Genomic DNA, 16,517 nt, shown 5'->3' with positions numbered 1-16,517 from the left:
TAGCCTTCGAGCGATGTCAAAGCGAGTGAGCGTGGTGATCCCCGCGCATGACGAGGCCGCTGTGATCGGCCAGTTTCTCCGCGCGCTCGTGGCGTCGGACATCCAGGAGCGGTTGGAGATCGTCGTCGTGGCCAACGGCTGCGCGGACGACACCGCGCGCGTGGCCGCCGCGGCGTCGCCGCGCGTCACGGTCGTCGACATCGCCACCCCCTCTAAGGTCGCCGCGCTCAATGCGGGCGACGCAGCGGCCACCGCGTTCCCACGCGCGTACCTCGACGCCGACATCGCGATCACCGCGGAGGCCATCTGCGCGGTCGCCGACCGGCTCGGGGAGGAGGGCGTTCCCTACGCCGGAGCCCCGAGGCTCGACATCGACACCGCCGGGGCGAGCCTGCCCGTGCGCCTGTACTACCGGGTGTGGGCTCTGAGCGACTACCGCCGCCGCGAGATGATCGGCTCGGGGCTCTACATCGTCTCCGCTGCGGGACGCGCCCGGTGGGGTCTGTTCCCCAACCTCATCGCGGACGACCTGTACGCGCAGCGTGTGTTCGACCCGGACGAGCGGATCGTCGCCGAGGACCACGTCTTCACCATGCGCGCGCCGCTGACCTTCCGCTCGTTCCTGCGCCGCCAGACGCGGATCGTGGCCGGCAACCGCGAGTTCTCCGACCGCTTCCCCGAGCTGGACCGCGAGGGCGGTGCGCGCAGCACCTGGGCGCTGGTCGGCCGAGTCGCGGTCAGGCCGGCGTTGTGGGGGGCCGCGTTCGTCTACCTCGCGGCCAACGTCATTCCGCGCTACCGGGCCGCGCGTCTGCGCGCCCGAGGCGTGTCGCAGTCGTGGAACCGGGACCAGACCAGCCGCGACGCGGTCGCCCGGCGATGACGCGGTCGCCCCACCTGCGCGCCTGAGAGCCCATGCCTGCGGGGCACCCCATGCCTGCGGGCCACCCCATGCCTGCGGGCCACGAAGTGAGCGCTCCGAGCCGGCGGCGCCGGCGCGGAGCGCTTGTGCAGTGGGCCTGTCAGTGGGCCTGGATGACCCGGGACGGCGCGGTGATGTCGCGGCCGCGCTCGTCGTGCAGCATCCGGTACGCGCCGGGGCCCTGCACGAGGTACCGCTTGGCGAGGCGCTTGGGCTCGATGGCCAGCCGCCAGGCCCATTCGAGGCCGTGCGACGCCACCCACTGCGGGCAGCGGTTGACCCGACCGGCCAGGAAGTCGGCCACGGCGCCGAAGGCGAGCAGGACGCGCGCCTTGCTCGCCGCGCCGTAGCGGTCGATCCACAGCTCTTGGCGTGGCTTGCCGAGGCAGACGACCAGGATGTCCACGCCCGCGGCCGCGATCGACTCGGCGAGGTCGCGGGACTTGTCGTCGTCGAGCAGGTCCTCGCGCGAGGGGCTCCAGAGCCCGGCCAGACGCAGGCGGGGGTGCTGCGCGGCGAGGGCCGCGGGAAGGTCTCGGTGCGTCTGCGGGCTGCCGCCCAGGAAGCCGACACTGACCCCGTCAGCCTCGGCGTTGCGCAGCAGCGGGTGGATCAGGTCGGAGCCCGCCAACCGGGGCCAGGTCCGTGCGGTCAGCCGCCGCGCCTCGGCGGCGACGGGCGCCCCGTCGATCAGGTGCAGCCACGCGACCTCGGCCCGGCTGCCCTCGCGGATGCCGAAGGCGCCGTTGAGGGCGCCTCCCTGACCGAAGTGGTGCAGGTGATCGAGGTTGACCGAGACGACGCCCAGCGGGCGGCCGGCCTCGGCGACCGTGTGCCCGCGGATGAGGGAGAGCGCGTCGTCCTGGTGGTGGAGGTCGACCGGGACGCCGCCGAGTCGGATGCGGCGCGGCAGCGGCGGCGCCGCGCTCGCGAGGACTGGGTTGCTCAGCGTCATGGTTGGTACCTCCAGATCGTGCCAGCCGTGTGCGATCGACCCGCGCGGGGACGGGCGATGTCACCTCCCCAGTGCGGCACTCGTCACGCTAGGCGGAGGCGTGTGCCGATGGACCCGCACGAGCGGGCGAAAACCGCGGAACCCGGGGTGAAAGTGGCGGTGAGTGGCCGCGTCGGACCGCCGCCGCGCGACTAGGTTCAGACCGGGCGTCATAACCGCGCTCCGATCGTCACAAGGGGGAGCGCTGTGGTGAGCGAGTCAGTCGACGTGCGTGGCCGTCGGGCCGGGCGTCCGCGCCGTCACGTGCGCGATGCCGCCGGGCCGGCCGCCGTGCTCGTCGGGGCGCTCATCGCCCTGAGCGTGGTGGGCGCCGTGCTGGCCGGGCCGGCGGCCCATCCCTGGGACTCCCTGGCGTCGGCGAACCTGATCCACCGCGACGGGCTGTGGCGGGTCATGCGTGGCGGCGTCAAGTGGCTGACGCATCCAGCGCTGGGGGTGGCCGCGCTGCTGGCCGCCGCCCACCTCGTGCGGGGTGGACGACGGCGCTCCGCGATGGTCGGGCTGTGCGCCGGCGGCGCCGGGCTCGTGCTCGCCGAGGCGTTCAAGCACGGGGTGATCCCGTTCCCCGACCTGCTCGGCCAGGTGCCGCAACGCCCCGTGCTGAGCGGGCACGCGGCGATGGTCGTGGCCGTGGCGCCCGTCGTCCTGACGGCGCTGCGCCGACGCCGGTGGGCGACCGTGCTCGCGGTCGCCGTCGCGGCGGGCGTGGCCGCGTCGGTCGTCGTCGCGCAGTGGCACCTGGTGTCCCAGGGCGTGCTCGCCCAGCTCACGGTCGCCGCCTGCGTCGCCGTGGCCGCCGCCGTCGTCCGAGGCGGTCGCCCGGTCGACACCTTCGCGGTGGCGCTCGGTCTGGTCTCGCTGGGGCTGCTGGCGTGGGCGGTCGGCGGCGTCGTCCTGCTCGACGTCACGCGGCCGGACGCGCCGCAGTGGGCGATGGCGCTGGCGGGCTCGGCGCTGCTGGCGGGGGCGGTGGCGGCCGCCGCCGCCAGCCTCGACCTCGCGACGGCGCTCGACGCCGTGGACGCGATGGCCGACGGCGCCGACGCGCGCCCGCGCCCGAACCCCGGTCAGGACGACTGACCGGGGCGGTCGGGGCGGTCGGGCGTCAGGACAGGGAGTCGCCCACCGCCGAGAACCCGAGCAGCGGGCGGTTGTCGTAGCCCTTCGCGATGACGCGACCCGGATTGCCCGCCACCAGCGCGGCAGGGGGCACGTCCCGCGAGACGACGCTGCCCGCCGAGATCGTCGCCCCGTCCCCGATTGTGATCCCTCCGGTGATGGTGGCTCCGGGGCCGATCCAGACGTCGTTGCCGATGTGGGGCGCCGAGGGGTCCCCGGCGGCGACGCGCTGGCCGATGGTGACGTTATGGTGCAGGACGCAGTTGCTGCCGAGGGTGCAGGTCCCGATCATCACGCCGTTGCGGTGCATGAGCAGCAGACCGGGGCCGATCTGCGCGCGGTGGCTCAACTCGGTGTGGTGGCGGTGGGTGTTGCGGTGGTTCCACAGCCTTTGCAGCACGAGAAGCGCGGCGCCGAGCACAGGCCGTCGCACGCGCAATTGCGCCGCATATTGGCCGAGCCGATAGCACGCGACGCAGTGCAGTTCGGAGTCCGTCAGGAGCAGGCGTAGTCGCACCGCGCGCGGTGGCCGCGGCGAGCCACCCTTCGTCGCGTAGTGCTTGGCCAGGTCGGCGCGAAAGTCACGCGACGGCCCCGCTGGGCCGCAGGTCATGCGGCGAGCTTCCGCGTCACGAACGCCGTGAGCCGGTCGACGCCGTCGAGGTTCTCGGGGATCGTCTCGTCGTCGTCGACGTGAACGCCGAACTCCGACTCCAGGAACTCAATGAGCTCGAGAATTCCCGTCGAGTCGATGACACCCGTCTCGATGAGAGAGTCGGATGGCGCAGGCATGCGCGCGGCATCGCCGAGCACGAGCTCATTGAGCACAAACTTGTCGATCCGGTCTCGCACGTCAGTCATGGTCTCCCCTTCTCCGCCCACCCCGGCACCACTGCCAGCACCATCATTGAATATCCGGGCCATGAGATGACTCAAGGCGGCAAAGGTTTTCTCAGTGGGCGAAACCCTGGGGCGCGGGGGTGAACCCGCCCGTGGGGTCCTCGCGGACGCCGGGGACCGCGCCCTACGGTGAGGGAGAGACAGCCGGTGCGGGCGCCACCCGCAGGAGGAGTTGAGGATGTGCGGGATCTGCGGGGTCCGCTCGCCGTCGGCGGCGCCTGACGCCGCGCTCGTCCAGCGGATGATGGCGGCGCTGCACCACCGGGGTCCCGACGCGTGCGGGTGGTTCCGTGACGACCAGGTCGCACTCGGGCACACCCGCCTGGCGATCGTCGACGTCGAGGGCGGAGCGCAGCCCATGAGCGACGAGGACGAACAGGTGTGGGTCACGTTCAACGGCGAGATCTTCAACCACGTCGAGCTCGCCGCACAGTTGCGCGATCGTGGGCGCCGCCTGCGCACCCGGTCGGACACCGAGGTGATCGTCCAGGCCTGGAAGGAGTGGGGCACAGAGTGCTTCGAGCGGTTCAACGGGCAGTGGGCGCTGGCGATCTGGGACCGCCGGACCGGTGAGCTGGTGCTGTCGCGGGACCGCTTCGGGGTGCGTCCGCTGTTCTACGCCTCGGTCGGCGAACGGCTGCTGTTCGCCTCCGAGGTCAAGGCGATATTCGCCGACCCCCAGGTGCGGCGCGCGTTCGACCCCACGGGGCTCGACCAGGCGATGACGCTGTGGTCACCCGTCGCTCCCCGCACGGTGTTCGACGGCGTGCGCCAGGTTCCGCCCGGGACCTACCTGGTCGTGCGCGGCGGCGCCGCGCACGAGCACCGCTACTGGGAGCCGACCTTCCCCGAGCACGGCCAGGCGTCGCGCCAGGACGTGCGCGCCCACGCGCAGGAGCTGCGTGAGCGGATCGTGCGGGCGACCCGGCTGCGGTTCGAGCGCAGCGACGTCCCCGTCGGCGCGTACCTGTCAGGCGGGCTCGACTCGGCGGTCACGGCGGCGGCCATCACCGCGTACACCGACGCGGAGCTGCACACCTTCTCGCTGCGCTTCGCCGACGTCGAGTTCGACGAGGGCCGATACCAGCGCATGATGAGCGACCGCCTGGCCACGACGCACCGTGAGGTCGTCGTGACCGAGCGAGAGATCGCGGACGTCTTCCCCGACGTCGTCTGGCACGCCGAGAACGTCCTGCTGCGCACCGCCCCCGCGCCGATGCTCCTGCTGTCACGGCTCGTGCGGGAGTCCGGGTACAAGGTCGTGGTCACCGGCGAGGGCTCGGACGAGGTGCTGGCGGGGTACGACATCTTCCGTGAGGCGAGGCTGCGTGAGCAGTGGGCGCGCGACCCCGACGCCGTCGACCGCGTGCGCGCGGTCGAGCAGCTGTATCCGTGGATGAGGCGCTCACCCGCGCTCGCGCCCGCCTTCGCGGCGAGGTTCTTCGGGAAGGACCTCGACGTCAACGACCTCGCCATGTCGCACCGCCCGCGCTGGGGCGCCACGTCGGCGCTCACGTCGATGCTCACCGCGGAGGCCCGGTTCGGCGTCGACGGCGCGGCGGACGCGGCGGTGCTGGCGCGCATGCCGGCCCAGGCGGCGGGCTGGGACCCGCTGTCCCGCGCCCAGTGGCTGGAGATGGCGACCTTGCTGCCCGGCTACATCCTGGCCTCGCAGGGCGACCGGATGCTCATGGCCAACTCCGTCGAGGGGCGGTTCCCCTTCCTCGACGCCGACGTCGCCGCGTTCGCCGGCGCCCTGCCTGCCGACCAGCTCATTCGGGGGATGGACGAGAAGCACCTGCTCAAGCGGGCGTTCGCGGACCTCGTGCCGCCACAGATCATCGCCCGTCCGAAGCAGCCCTACCGGGCCCCCGACGCGGCGAGCTTCTTCTCCCACGGCGCCCCGCCGTGGCTGGAGGAGGCGCTGTCGCCTGAGGCGGTCAAGGCCGCGGGCGTCTTCCAGCCGGTCGTCGTCGAGCGACTGCTCGCCAAGTGCCGCAAGACCCTCGGGCGAGGGATGAGCAACACCGACAACATGCGGCTCGTGGCGGTCGTCTCCGTCCAGCTGCTCCACCAGCTCTTCATCGACGGCGGGCGGCATCTGCCCGCCGCGCCTGCCTCACCCATGGCGGTGTTCGACCGCATGACCCCCACCAAGGAGCCGTGACCTATGGAGTTCGGGCCCAACGCCCTCGCCCTCGACAACGAGGCCGCGGTGGCGCACATCTCCGCCTCGATCCGGCAGTACGTCAGCCGATCGCGGCGCAAGGGCGCCGTCGTCGCCGTGTCCGGCGGGATCGACTCGTCTCTCGTCGCCGCGCTGGCCGTGCGCGCCCTGGGCGCCGACCGCGTGTTCGGGCTGCACCTGCCCGAGTCGGAGTCCTCGGACGAGTCGCTCGCGTACTCGACCAAGCTCACGGACGCGCTCGGCGTCGACTCCGTCGTGGAGAACATCGCCCCGATCCTCGAGGCCGCGGGGTGCTACCAGCGACGCGACGAGGCCATCCGCCGGGTGATTCCGCAGTACGGGCCCGGATGGCTGTCGAAGATCGTGCTGCCGAGCGTCGTCGACTCCGACTCCTTCCGGCTGTACTCCATCGTCGCGCAGGCGCCCGACGGCGCCCAGATCACGCGGCGCTTGACCACCGAGGCCTACCTGAGCGTCGTCGCAGCCACGAACTTCAAGCAGCGCACCCGCAAGATGCTCGAGTACTACCACGCTGACCGGCTCAACTACGTCGTGACCGGGACGCCCAACCGGTTGGAGTACGACCAGGGGTTCTTCGTGAAGCTCGGCGACGGCGCCGCCGACGTCAAGCCGATCGCCCACCTGTACAAGTCGCAGGTGTACGCCCTCGCCGCGCACCTCGGGGTTCCCGAGGAGATCCAGCGCCGCCCCTCCACGACCGACACGTACTCGCTCGCGCAGTCGCAGGAGGAGTTCTACTTCTCGCTGCCATACCAGCGCATGGACCTGTGCCTCTACGGCCTGAACAACGAGGTGCCCATCGAGGCGGTGGCCGAGGCGACGGGCCTGAGTGTCGAGCAGGTGCGGCGGGTCTACCGCGACATCGAGCAGAAGCGGCGCACGACGGCGTACCTGCATGAGCCGCCCGTGCTGGCCGAGGCGGTCACGCAGGTGGGGCGCCACTGACCGCGCGTGTGGCGAGGGCGACGGCCGTCGCCACCGCGCCGCCCTGGGCGATGTGGACCCGCACCTCGCCCACCCCCGCGGCCTGGGCCGCGTCGGCGACCGGCCCGCCCAGCCGCACGGACCAGCGGCCCGGTGCCGACTCGGTGACGCAGATCCAACGCCAGGGCACCGGGCCCGGCCAGGCGCGGATCGCCAACGCCTTCCACACGGCCTCCTTGGCGGCGTAGACCCCGGCGAACGCCGCCGTCGTGACGGCCGCCCGCTCGCACTGCGCGATCTCCGCCGCGGCGAACCAGCGGGTGGTGAACGCCGGTCCGCGCCGCTCGACGAGCCGCGCGATCCGCGCGACGTCGGCGACGTCGATCCCGGCTCCGTGCAGCATCCGCCGTGCCCGTCAGCGGGTGGGCGTGTGGGCGGCGATCAGGCGCATGAGGTCGGCGGCGACGACCTGGGCGCCGTGCGCGTTGAGGTGCCCGGCGTCGGACATGAGGGCCGGGTTGAGGACGGCGTACTGCTCGGCGCCCTCACCGCGCAACGCGGGGTCCGAGGCGAGGGTCGACTCGGCTGCGGCGACGTCGAAGAGGCGGCCCGTGGCCTGGTATCGCTCACGGATCAGCTCGTTGTACCGCTGGCGCGCGAGGTTGTCGGCCGGACCCATCTGGTCGTCGCGGCCGAGGAGCGCCTTGACCTTGGCCTTGAGGCTGCGGTCAGCGGTCACCGGGACGGTCGTGTAGAGCACCGTGGCGTCCGGGTGCGCCGCCTGGATCGCGGTCATGGCCGCGACGTACGCGTCGAAGACCGCCTCGACGTCGCTCGACGCGGTGATGTCGGCGTAGCAGAGCTTGAGGAGGAGGACGTCGGCCTGCGTGCCGAGCGGGCCGCCTGCGACCTCGGCGAAGTCGGCGAGCTTGCTCAGCGGGTCGCCGTTGGCCCCGACGTGCGTGTGGGCGATATAGCCGTCGGCGCCGGGCACGGGCTCGCGCGTGTCGACGACCTCGGGCTCGGAGACGCCTGCGGCGGCGTACAGCGCCCCGACGCCGCCCAGGATGTTGTCGCCCACGGACTGATGCCCGAAGACCACACGGCTTTGGGCGGCCACGTCGAGCTCGGCCGTGCTGGGTGCGGACAGGTTGACGGTGGGCACGGGTCGGCTCCTGTCGACGAGGGCGGCCGTCGCCGCGGCGAGGGCGGCGACGGCCAGCGCCGCCAGCACGAGACGGCGCGGACGGCGCGAGCGGCGGTGCGGGCGCCCGGTGGGGGGAGGGGCGGGCGCCGCCGTGGGGATGCGGGTGTCGGTCATGCGGGGCTCCTCAGTGGACGGGGATCGGCGCAGGGCTCAGACCGGCTGCGAGGTCGGCGCACAGCGAGCGCACCTCGCGCTTGAGCACCTTGCCGTTCGCGCTCAACGGCAACGCCTCGACAAGGTGGACGGCCGAGGGCGCCATGTGCCTCGCCAATCGCGCGCGGCACAGGTCGAGCACCTCGGACGCCGTGACGTCGAACCCCGGCCGGGGGACGACGACGAGTTCGATCCGCTCGCCGGCGGCGTCGTCGGGCACCCCGACGGCGGCCGCGTGCACCAGGCCGGGGTGCTCCATGGCCGCGGCCTCGACCTCCTGGCTCGCGATCCGGTAGCCCCACGACTTGATGAAGTCCTCGTTGCGGTCGACGACGTACAGGTATCCGTCGGCGTCGACCGTGGCGAGGTCCCCGCTCCGCAGCTCGCCGCCCGGCATCTTGAGCGCCGTGGCGGCGTCGTCGCGCAGGTACCCGGGGGAGATGTTCTCCCCGCAGGCGAAGATCTCCCCGATCTGCCCGGGTGCGACGTCCTCGCCGTCCGCGCCGACGACGCGCAGGCGCACGCCGGGGATGCCGCGGCCGATGGAGCCGGGACGCGTGGCGAGCTGCTCGGGTGGGAGGTAGGACAGGCGCGCGGTCGCCTCGGTCTGGCCGTACATGACGAAGACGCGCGCGTGGGGTTGGGCCTGGACCAACTCGTCCACCAGAGCGGGCGGCAGCCGCCCGCCGGCCTGCTGGATCGTGCGCAGGGCGGGCAGCGGGCGATGGCGGAACGAGCTGTTGCGCAGCAGCAGGTGGAACATCGAGGGCACACCGGCGAACCCGGTGCACTGTTCGGCATCGAGCCGGGTGACCACGGACTCGGGGAACGCGAAGGTGGGCTGGTTGACCAGCCGCGCGCCGAGGCGCAGGTGGGTGTGCAACAGCGAGGCGCCGAAGACGTAGGTGAACGGCAGCGCGCTGAGCGTCCGCTCGTCGGGGCGCAGCGCGAGGTAGGTCAGGATCGACTCGGTGTTGGCCTGAATGTTGCGGTGGGTGATGCGCACGGCCCGTGGCCGGCCGGTGGTGCCGGACGTGAAGAGCCAGGCGGCGTCGTCATGGGGGTCGACGTCGGGCGGGGGGAGCGAGGGGCGGCGGCGATGGGGGTCGGGCGCCAGGTCGCCCTCGGCGAGGACGGGTGTGCCGTCGGGGACATAGGCGGCGGATCGCCGCGCGAACCGGCGGCCGAGGAACACGGCGCGCGCGCCGACCCACCGCACGCGGGCCGTGACCTCCTCGGCGGGCAGCGTGGCGGCGATCGGAACGCAGACCAGCCCCAGCGACATGGTCGCGAGGTACGCCGCGATCCAGAACAGCCCGTTGGGCGCGAGGATCGCGACCGGGGAGCCGACCGGCAACGCGAGGTCGGCGAGGCTCTCGGCCCACGCACTGACGTCTGAGCGCAGTTCGCCGTAGGTGTGCTCGGCGCCCCCGTCGACGAAGGCGACGGCGTCGTCGACGGCGCGGCCGAGCAGATAGTCGGTCGTCGTCGACACAGGCCCTCCTCAGAATGACGCTGACCACGCTATCGAGCGGTCCGCAGGCCGGGGAGGGCCGGTGCGGGTGAACCGCAGGTGAATCGCTACCCGAGGCCGGCCGCGACGAGGGTCTGCTGCGCGATGTAGGCGTTGCGCAGGAGGTACCCCGCGTCGGTCATGTGCGAGCCGTCGCGCCACAGGGAGTCGTCGTTGATGATGGCGGTCGCGCTGTCCCACTCCACGACCGCGCCGTGGGCGTCATGCGTGAACGTGTAGTCGTACCAGTCGGCGTGGACGGTGTTCGGACGCGAGGCGAGCGTCGTGGCCAGATACTCGTTGACCGCGTCTCCGGTGCGCCACTGGGTGCTCTGGTTGACCCACACGAGCACCGCGTCGGGGCCCAGTTCGGCCAGGACCGGCTGCACCTGGGCCTCCCAGGCGGGCACGCCGCCGTCGTTGTTGTCGTTGGATCCCAGGGCGATGACCCAGACATCCGGCTCTGCGCCCAGTTGGGCGCGCGCCTCTCGGATGTTCTGCACCGTGGTCGTGCGGCAGGGGTCCGGGCTGTTGAACCCCTTCCCCGAGCACCCGTACCAGTAGTAGTCGTCGTCGCCCGAGACCGGCCAGCCCGCCGCCCTCAGCGCGTCGGCGCTGTGCGCCTTGCCATCGTCGTTCTGCGCGATGAGCGAGTCGCCGATGACCGCGACGCGCTGCCCGGCAGACGCAAGGGCCTGCTGATCCGGCGAGGACGTCGGGGCTCGGGTGGCCGAGGGGCTGTTGGCGGAGGAGGTCGCCGCGCCGCCGCCGCCGCCCGTGGGGTGGGCCGACGTGTCGCCGCGGTCGGCGCGCGGGACCAGGGCCCACGCCAGCGCGAGCCCGGCCACCACCACCCCCAGAGCGGCAGCGGTCCACCACGCGCGGCGTCGCAGCCCTGTCATCGTCGGGCCGTCAGGCGGCGGCCTTGGGGCGTGAGCGCACCGACGCGAGATGGTGGGCCAGACGCACGCCGAGGCAGGCCGCGAGGAACGTCGGGTTGGCCTCGCCGGCGGTGCGGAACACGCTGCTGGACGAGAGGTAGAGGTTGTCCAGGCCGTGCACGCGGCACTCGCCGTCGACGACGCCGTCGCCCGGCTCAGAGCTCATCCGGGTGGTCCCGATGCTGTGGAACCCGTCCGTGGCCTGCTCCCACGCCGAGGCGCGCACACCCTCCGGATCCTTCGCGAGGTACTCGACCCGGCCGATGCCCGCGGACCGCAGCTGCTTGTCGAGCAGCTCGTGGCAGCGCAGCAGCGAGTCGATGTCCTGCTCGACGTACCGGAAGTCGATCTGCAGCTCCGGGCTGCCGTCGGGCCGCGTCTGGACGAAGACGCGGGAGTCCGGGTTCGGGATCTGCTCGGCGTGGTAGTGGATCGCGTAGCGGCCGGACGGGTTGCGCAGGATGAAGCCCGGCCGGCGCACGCGGGACAGATACCGCTCCCGCAGAACGTCGAGCACGTCCAAGGCGGCGCGCCACGGCCTGCGCAGGACGTTGAGCAGATGCGCGCCGTAGTGGTACGGCGGCGGGCCGATGTGGCGCAGCCGGATCCCCTCGGCGATGAGCCGACGGCCGATCGGAGCGACGGCCAGGCCCAGGAAGACGAGCGAGAGCGTGGGGTTGCGGTGCTCCTCCTCGTAGAACGGGGGGTTGTCGAGGTAGAAGCTGGTGTTGAGCACCTGATGGCGGCGCTGCGCCTGCGCGGTCAGCGTGAACCGTCGCCGCACGTAGGTGCCGTCGGTGTCGCGCTCGAAGTCGATCTCAGCGGCGCGCTTGGGGTCGTCGAAGATGATGTCGGCGATGGAGCCCGTGGCGTGGCCCATGTAGTACCGGCCCAGCGGTCCGTCGATCCCGCCGAACGCCTCCGGGTGGTCTTGCTGGACGCCCAGCAGGAACCGCGTGATCTCCAGGCCTCCCATGGCGAGCACGTACGAGCCCGCGGTCAGCCGCGTCGTCACCCCGGCGCGCTCCACGACGAGGGAGGTGACCGAGCCGCCGGCGTCCAGGTCGAGGTCGGACAGGCGCGTGGCCAGGAGCACGTGGATGAGGGGGTGCTCGACGACGCGGGCGCCCAGGCCCGGCGCGAGTTTGGGCTGACGCGCCCAGCGCTCCAACTGCGACATCTCGAAGTCGTCCAGCCCGTCCCAGTCCGGCTGCGAGGAGCGGAACACCGCGGCGCCGCAGTCGAGGTACTCGGCGGCGTCCGCCTGCCACTTCTCGACATCGTGGACGTCGATGGGCCACTCGCTGTCGGGGAGGTAGTCGCGGGCCTCGAAGTCGATGGGCTCGAACCGGACGCAGCGACCGCCCCAGAGCGCCGAGGTTCCGCCGATCCCGCGTCGCGTGGTCTGCTCCAGCGGCGCGTGTCGCGCCGCGTCGAGGACCCGCGTCGGCAGGCCGTCGGCGTTCAGGTCCACGTCCTGGCCGCCGGAGGTCAGGGTTCCGGCGTCGACCAGCAGCACGCGCCGGCCCAGCTTGGCCGACGCCATCGCGGTCGCCAGGCCCACGGGTCCGGCGCCGACGACGCACACATCGCAGTCGGCAGGGGGTGTCTGGTCGGCGGCGATGATCGTCACTCTTCGGCTCCGTGATCGCGTGGAGGGGTCGTGCTCTCGCATCGCCACGCTAGTCGCGCACGCGGCGCGAGCCGCAGGGCACAGCGGGCGAAACCGGTCGGCATCAGGGTGAAATGCGCCGCCCGGCGTCAACAGGCTGCGCCGACCGGCTGCGGCGTACCCTGGTCCGACAAGCCTGGACCCCCCGCCACGGGGAGATCCGGGCCCGTCGTCGTGCGCCCAGCCCCCGGAGTCCCCGTGAACCTCACCGGCCTCGTTCCCGCCCTGCTCGCTGACCCCGGCGCCGCCGCCGCGCTGCGCGAGGTGGGCACGCGCGGGTACGTCGACGTCGTCGGGCCGCAGGGCGTGCGCGCCCCGCTGCTGGTCGAGGCGGCCAAGCGGCGGCCCCTGGTGGTGGTGACGGCCACCGGCCGGCAGGCCGACGAGCTCGCCGCCTCGGTGCGCGCGTACCTGCCGGACGAGCGGTCCGACGACGTCGCGGTGCTGCCGAGCTGGGAGACGCTGCCGCATGAGCGCCTGTCGCCGCGCTCCGACACGGTCGCGCGGCGCATCGCCGTCATGCGCCGCCTGGCCCACCCGGCCGACGAGCCGGGGCCGGCGGGCCCGATCCGCGTGCTGCTGATGCCGGTGCGCGCGCTGCTGCAGCCCGTCGTGGCGGGCCTGGGCGAGCTGGAGCCCGTCACGCTGCGCGACGGCGACACGGCCGACCTGACCGACGTCGGCGAGCGGCTGGTCGCCGCGGCCTACAGCCGCGTCGACATGGTCGAGCGGCGTGGCGAGTTCGCGGTGCGCGGCGGCATCCTCGACGTCTTCCCGCCCACCGAGGACCACCCGCTGCGCATCGAGTTCTGGGGCGACGAGGTCAGCGAGATCCGCTGGTTCTCGGTGGCCGACCAGCGCTCGCTGGAGATCGCGCAGCAGGGCCTGTGGGCGCCGCCGTGCCGCGAGATCCTGTTGACCGACGCCGTGCGCGAGCGCGCTGCCGCGCTCGTCGAGCGCCTGCCCGGCGCGGTGGAGATGCTCGACCGGATCGCCGCGGGCATCGCCGTCGAGGGCATGGAGTCGCTCGCCCCGGCCCTGGTCGACGACATGGTCCCGATGCTCGACCTGGTGCCCGACGACGCGCTGCTGGTGGTCGACGAGCCCGAGCGGGTGCGCCGCCGGGCGCACGACCTGGTGGCGACGACGCAGGAGTTCCTGGCCGCCGCCTGGACCGGCGCGGTCGCGGGCGGCGCGGCGCCCCTCGACCTGTCGGCGGCCAGCTTCTACACCCTGGCGCAGGCGCGTGAGGTCGCCGCGCGCCGCGGCCTGGGCTGGTGGACCCTGTCGGCCTTCGGCCTCGACCCCCACGCGGTGGTTGAGCCTGTCGAAACCACGCCTGTCGAAACCACGCACGTCGTGGCCGCGCGCGACGTCGAGTCCTACCGCGGCGACTTCGAGCGCGCGCTCGACGACGTGCGCCGCCTGCAGCGCGAGGGCTGGCGGCTCGTGCTGACCACGGAGGGCCACGGCCCCGCCAAGCGCATGACCGAGCAGCTCATGGCCGCCGACGCCGCCGCCCGGCTGGTCGCCCGGCTGGACGCCGCGCCCGACCCGGGCGTGGTCATGGTGCTGCCCGCGCTCGTGGGCAAGGGCTTCGTGGCGCCCGACCTCAAGCTCGCGGTGTTCTCCGAGTCGGACCTGACGGGCCGGGCGGGCACCGGCACGCGCGACATGCGCAAACTGCCCAGCCGTCGGCGCAACGTCGTCGACCCGCTCCAACTGCGCGCGGGCGACTACGTGGTGCACGAGCAGCACGGCGTCGGCCGCTTCGTCGAGATGGTGCAGCGCACGCTCGGCGCGGGCGCCAACGCCGCCACGCGCGAGTATCTGGTGGTGGAGTACGCCTCCAGCAAGCGCGGCCAGCCCGGCGACCGGCTCTACGTGCCCATGGACCAGCTCGACCAGGTCACCAAGTACGTGGGCGGCGAGGCGCCGAGCCTGTCCAAGATGGGCGGCGCCGACTGGAAGAACACCAAGGCCAAGGCGCGCAAGCACGTCAAGCAGATCGCGGGCGAGCTCATCCGCCTGTACTCGGCGCGCATGGCCACCCAAGGCCACGCGTTCGGCCCCGACACCCCGTGGCAGCGCGAGCTGGAGGACGCGTTCGCCTACGTCGAGACGCCCGACCAGCTCTCCACGATCGACGAGGTCAAGGCCGACATGGAGAAGCCGACGCCGATGGACCGCCTGGTGTGCGGCGACGTCGGCTACGGCAAGACGGAGATCGCGATCCGCGCGGCCTTCAAGGCGGTGCAGGACGGCAAGCAGGTCGCCGTCCTGGTGCCGACCACACTGCTGGTGCAGCAGCACTTCGAGACGTTCTCCGAGCGATACCAGGGTTTCCCGGTCAAGGTCGCCGCGCTCAGCCGCTTCCAGAACTCGCGCGAGTCCGAGGAGACGATCAAGGGGCTCAAGGACGGCACGGTCGACGTCGTCATCGGCACGCACCGCCTCATCACGGGCGCGGTCCACTTCAAGGACCTGGGCCTGGTGATCATCGACGAGGAGCAGCGCTTCGGCGTCGAGCACAAGGAGACGCTCAAGCAACTGCGCACCAACGTCGACGTGCTGGCCATGTCGGCCACGCCCATCCCACGCACGTTGGAGATGGCGGTGACCGGCATCCGTGAGATGTCGACGCTCGCCACGCCGCCCGAGGAGCGCCACCCGGTGCTGACCTACGTGGGCGCCTACGAGGAGCGGCAGATCGCCGCCGCGCTGCGCCGCGAGCTGCTGCGCGAGGGGCAGGTCTTCTACGTCCACAACCGCGTCGAGTCGATCGAGCGCACGGCCGCGCGCCTGTCCGAGCTCGTGCCCGAGGCCCGCATCGGCGTCGCGCACGGCAAGATGGGCGAGCACCAGCTCGACCAGGTCATCCGCGGGTTCTGGGAGAAGGAGCTCGACGTGCTGGTGTGCACCACCATCGTCGAGACCGGCCTGGACATCTCCAACGCCAACACGCTCATCCTGGAGCGGGCCGACGTGCTGGGCCTGTCGCAGCTGCACCAGTTGCGCGGGCGCGTGGGTCGCGGGCGCGAGCGCGCGTACGCCTACTTCCTCTACCCGCCCGAGCGCCCGCTGACCGAGCAGGCGCACGACCGCCTGGCCACCATGGCCGCGCACACCGACCTGGGCGCGGGCATGCAGATCGCCATGAAGGACCTGGAGATCCGCGGCGCCGGCAACCTCCTGGGCGGCGAGCAGTCGGGCCACATCGCGGGCGTCGGGTTCGACCTGTATGTGCGCATGGTGGGCGAGGCCGTCGCGGCGTTCCGCGGTGACGGTGAGGCCGAGCAGCCCGAGGTCACCATTGAGCTGCCCGTCGACGCGCACCTGCCCGAGTCGTATATCGCGACCGAGCGCCTGCGGCTCGAGGCGTACAAGAAGATCGCGGCGGCGACCGACGCGCCGGCGCTCGCGGAGGTGCGCGCCGAGCTGGTCGACCGCTACGGCGCGCTGCCCGAGGTCGCGAGCGCCCTGTTCGACGTCGCGGACTTCCGCAACCACGTGCGCCGCGCGGGGATCACCGACGTCACCGCGCAGGGCAAGTTCGTGCGGTTCGCCCCCGTCGACCTGCCGGAGTCGGCGCAGCTGCGCCTCAAGCGCCTGTACCCGGGCACGGTGCTCAAGCCCGCGATCCGCGCGTTCCTCGTGCCGTTCCCGACGACGGCGCGCATCGGCGGCCGCCCGTTGCGCGGCGCCGAGGTGCTGGCGTGGGCGCGTCAACTGATCGACGCGGTGGTGCTCGGGGAGGTCGGCGCGGCGGCGAGCGCCGCCGCGGTCAACCGGTAGGGCGCGCAGCGCGCCGTGCGTCGGCGCGGGGCGTCGCTTCGCAATGCCAGGGTCAAATTGAGCCATCACCTAGAGGGAACCGCGCCGGATCCGTTTCGAATCTTTTACGAAACTTTGCCTAGTCCCTAGTGTCGCGACCAGGCCCTG

Annotated in this window: 13 protein-coding genes; 5 read left to right on the top strand and 8 right to left on the bottom strand. The window is 72.6% G+C overall.

The genetic code is table 11. The features are described 5' to 3' along the window. Positions 1-13 precede the first annotated feature (13 nt). The gene (locus EV386_RS10725) at positions 14-883 is read left to right on the top strand and encodes a glycosyltransferase family 2 protein (RefSeq protein ID WP_130414856.1); all 870 of its coding nucleotides are present in this window, start codon (positions 14-16) and stop codon (positions 881-883) included. 139 nt (positions 884-1,022) lie between these two features. Here EV386_RS10725 and EV386_RS10720 read toward each other — a convergent pair whose 3' ends face one another. Further along, positions 1,023-1,877, bottom strand: a complete 855-nt coding sequence (locus EV386_RS10720; protein WP_130414854.1) for a WecB/TagA/CpsF family glycosyltransferase — start codon at positions 1,875-1,877, stop codon at positions 1,023-1,025. Positions 1,878-2,126: 249 nt separating this feature from the next. Between EV386_RS10720 and EV386_RS10715 the strand changes: the two genes are divergently transcribed. After that, entirely contained in the window at positions 2,127-3,017 is an 891-nt protein-coding gene (locus tag EV386_RS10715; protein WP_130414852.1) for a hypothetical protein, read from the top strand. A gap of 25 nt (positions 3,018-3,042) precedes the next feature. Here the strand turns inward: EV386_RS10715 and EV386_RS18840 are convergent, their stop codons facing one another. Beyond that, positions 3,043-3,669 carry a serine O-acetyltransferase gene (locus EV386_RS18840; protein ID WP_130414850.1) on the bottom strand — a complete coding sequence of 209 codons (627 nt, stop codon included), beginning with the start codon at positions 3,667-3,669 and terminating at the stop codon, positions 3,043-3,045. Further along, positions 3,666-3,917 (bottom strand): acyl carrier protein, encoded by a 252-nt coding sequence (locus tag EV386_RS10705; protein WP_130414848.1) that lies wholly within the window; start codon positions 3,915-3,917, stop codon positions 3,666-3,668. The genes EV386_RS18840 and EV386_RS10705 overlap by 4 nt, the downstream gene beginning before the upstream one ends. A 217-nt stretch (positions 3,918-4,134) precedes the next feature. Here EV386_RS10705 and asnB point away from each other — a divergent pair, with 217 nt between their 5' ends. After that, positions 4,135-6,123 (top strand): asparagine synthase (glutamine-hydrolyzing), encoded by a 1,989-nt coding sequence (gene asnB / locus EV386_RS10700; RefSeq protein ID WP_130414846.1) that lies wholly within the window; start codon positions 4,135-4,137, stop codon positions 6,121-6,123. Positions 6,124-6,126: 3 nt separating this feature from the next. Then, positions 6,127-7,110 (top strand): NAD(+) synthase, encoded by a 984-nt coding sequence (nadE, locus tag EV386_RS10695; RefSeq protein ID WP_130414844.1) that lies wholly within the window; start codon positions 6,127-6,129, stop codon positions 7,108-7,110. On the opposite strand, the gene EV386_RS10690 is transcribed toward nadE, so the two are convergent. From EV386_RS10690 to EV386_RS10670, 5 genes are all read right to left on the bottom strand, one after another. Next, positions 7,088-7,492, bottom strand: coding sequence for a holo-ACP synthase (locus EV386_RS10690; RefSeq protein WP_130414842.1), 405 nt, complete (start codon positions 7,490-7,492; stop codon positions 7,088-7,090). The two genes, nadE and EV386_RS10690, sit on opposite strands and share 23 nt — an antisense overlap. A gap of 12 nt (positions 7,493-7,504) precedes the next feature. Further along, on the bottom strand, positions 7,505-8,410 hold the full coding sequence (locus EV386_RS10685) for an SGNH/GDSL hydrolase family protein (RefSeq protein WP_130414840.1): 906 nt from the start codon (positions 8,408-8,410) through the stop codon (positions 7,505-7,507). Between the two features lie 10 nt (positions 8,411-8,420). Further along, a complete protein-coding gene (locus EV386_RS10680; protein ID WP_130414838.1) occupies positions 8,421-9,944 on the bottom strand; it encodes a class I adenylate-forming enzyme family protein in 1,524 nt (507 codons plus the stop codon). An 86-nt stretch (positions 9,945-10,030) separates the two neighbouring features. Beyond that, the gene (locus tag EV386_RS10675; RefSeq protein ID WP_130414836.1) at positions 10,031-10,864 is read right to left on the bottom strand and encodes an SGNH/GDSL hydrolase family protein; all 834 of its coding nucleotides are present in this window, start codon (positions 10,862-10,864) and stop codon (positions 10,031-10,033) included. Between the two features lie 10 nt (positions 10,865-10,874). Further along, positions 10,875-12,536: a GMC oxidoreductase gene (locus EV386_RS10670; protein WP_242607919.1), complete on the bottom strand. Its 1,662-nt coding sequence runs from the start codon at positions 12,534-12,536 to the stop codon at positions 10,875-10,877. Positions 12,537-12,773: 237 nt separating this feature from the next. Here EV386_RS10670 and mfd point away from each other — a divergent pair, with 237 nt between their 5' ends. Then, a complete protein-coding gene (gene mfd, locus EV386_RS10665; protein WP_130414832.1) occupies positions 12,774-16,370 on the top strand; it encodes a transcription-repair coupling factor in 3,597 nt (1,198 codons plus the stop codon). Positions 16,371-16,517 lie beyond the last annotated feature (147 nt).

This window comes from Xylanimonas ulmi (assembly GCF_004216535.1).
GTDB lineage: Bacteria > Actinomycetota > Actinomycetes > Actinomycetales > Cellulomonadaceae > Xylanimonas > Xylanimonas ulmi.
The sequence above is the reverse complement of the archived record's forward strand: the minus strand, read 5'-3'. Positions and strand labels throughout refer to the sequence as shown.

Bases quoted from the DNA above. Each gene is read 5' to 3' on its own strand.
- EV386_RS10720 (WP_130414854.1), bottom strand. From the start codon at position 1,877: ATGACGCTGAGCAACCCAGTCCTCGCGAGCGCGGCGCCGCCGCTGCCG.
- EV386_RS18840 (WP_130414850.1), bottom strand. From the start codon at position 3,669: ATGACCTGCGGCCCAGCGGGGCCGTCGCGTGACTTTCGCGCCGACCTG.
- EV386_RS10690 (WP_130414842.1), bottom strand. From the start codon at position 7,492: ATGCTGCACGGAGCCGGGATCGACGTCGCCGACGTCGCGCGGATCGCG.
- EV386_RS10685 (WP_130414840.1), bottom strand. From the start codon at position 8,410: ATGACCGACACCCGCATCCCCACGGCGGCGCCCGCCCCTCCCCCCACC.
- EV386_RS10675 (WP_130414836.1), bottom strand. From the start codon at position 10,864: ATGACAGGGCTGCGACGCCGCGCGTGGTGGACCGCTGCCGCTCTGGGG.
- EV386_RS10705 (WP_130414848.1), bottom strand. From the start codon at position 3,917: ATGACTGACGTGCGAGACCGGATCGACAAGTTTGTGCTCAATGAGCTC.
- EV386_RS10725 (WP_130414856.1), top strand. From the start codon at position 14: ATGTCAAAGCGAGTGAGCGTGGTGATCCCCGCGCATGACGAGGCCGCT.
- asnB (WP_130414846.1), top strand. From the start codon at position 4,135: ATGTGCGGGATCTGCGGGGTCCGCTCGCCGTCGGCGGCGCCTGACGCC.
- nadE (WP_130414844.1), top strand. From the start codon at position 6,127: ATGGAGTTCGGGCCCAACGCCCTCGCCCTCGACAACGAGGCCGCGGTG.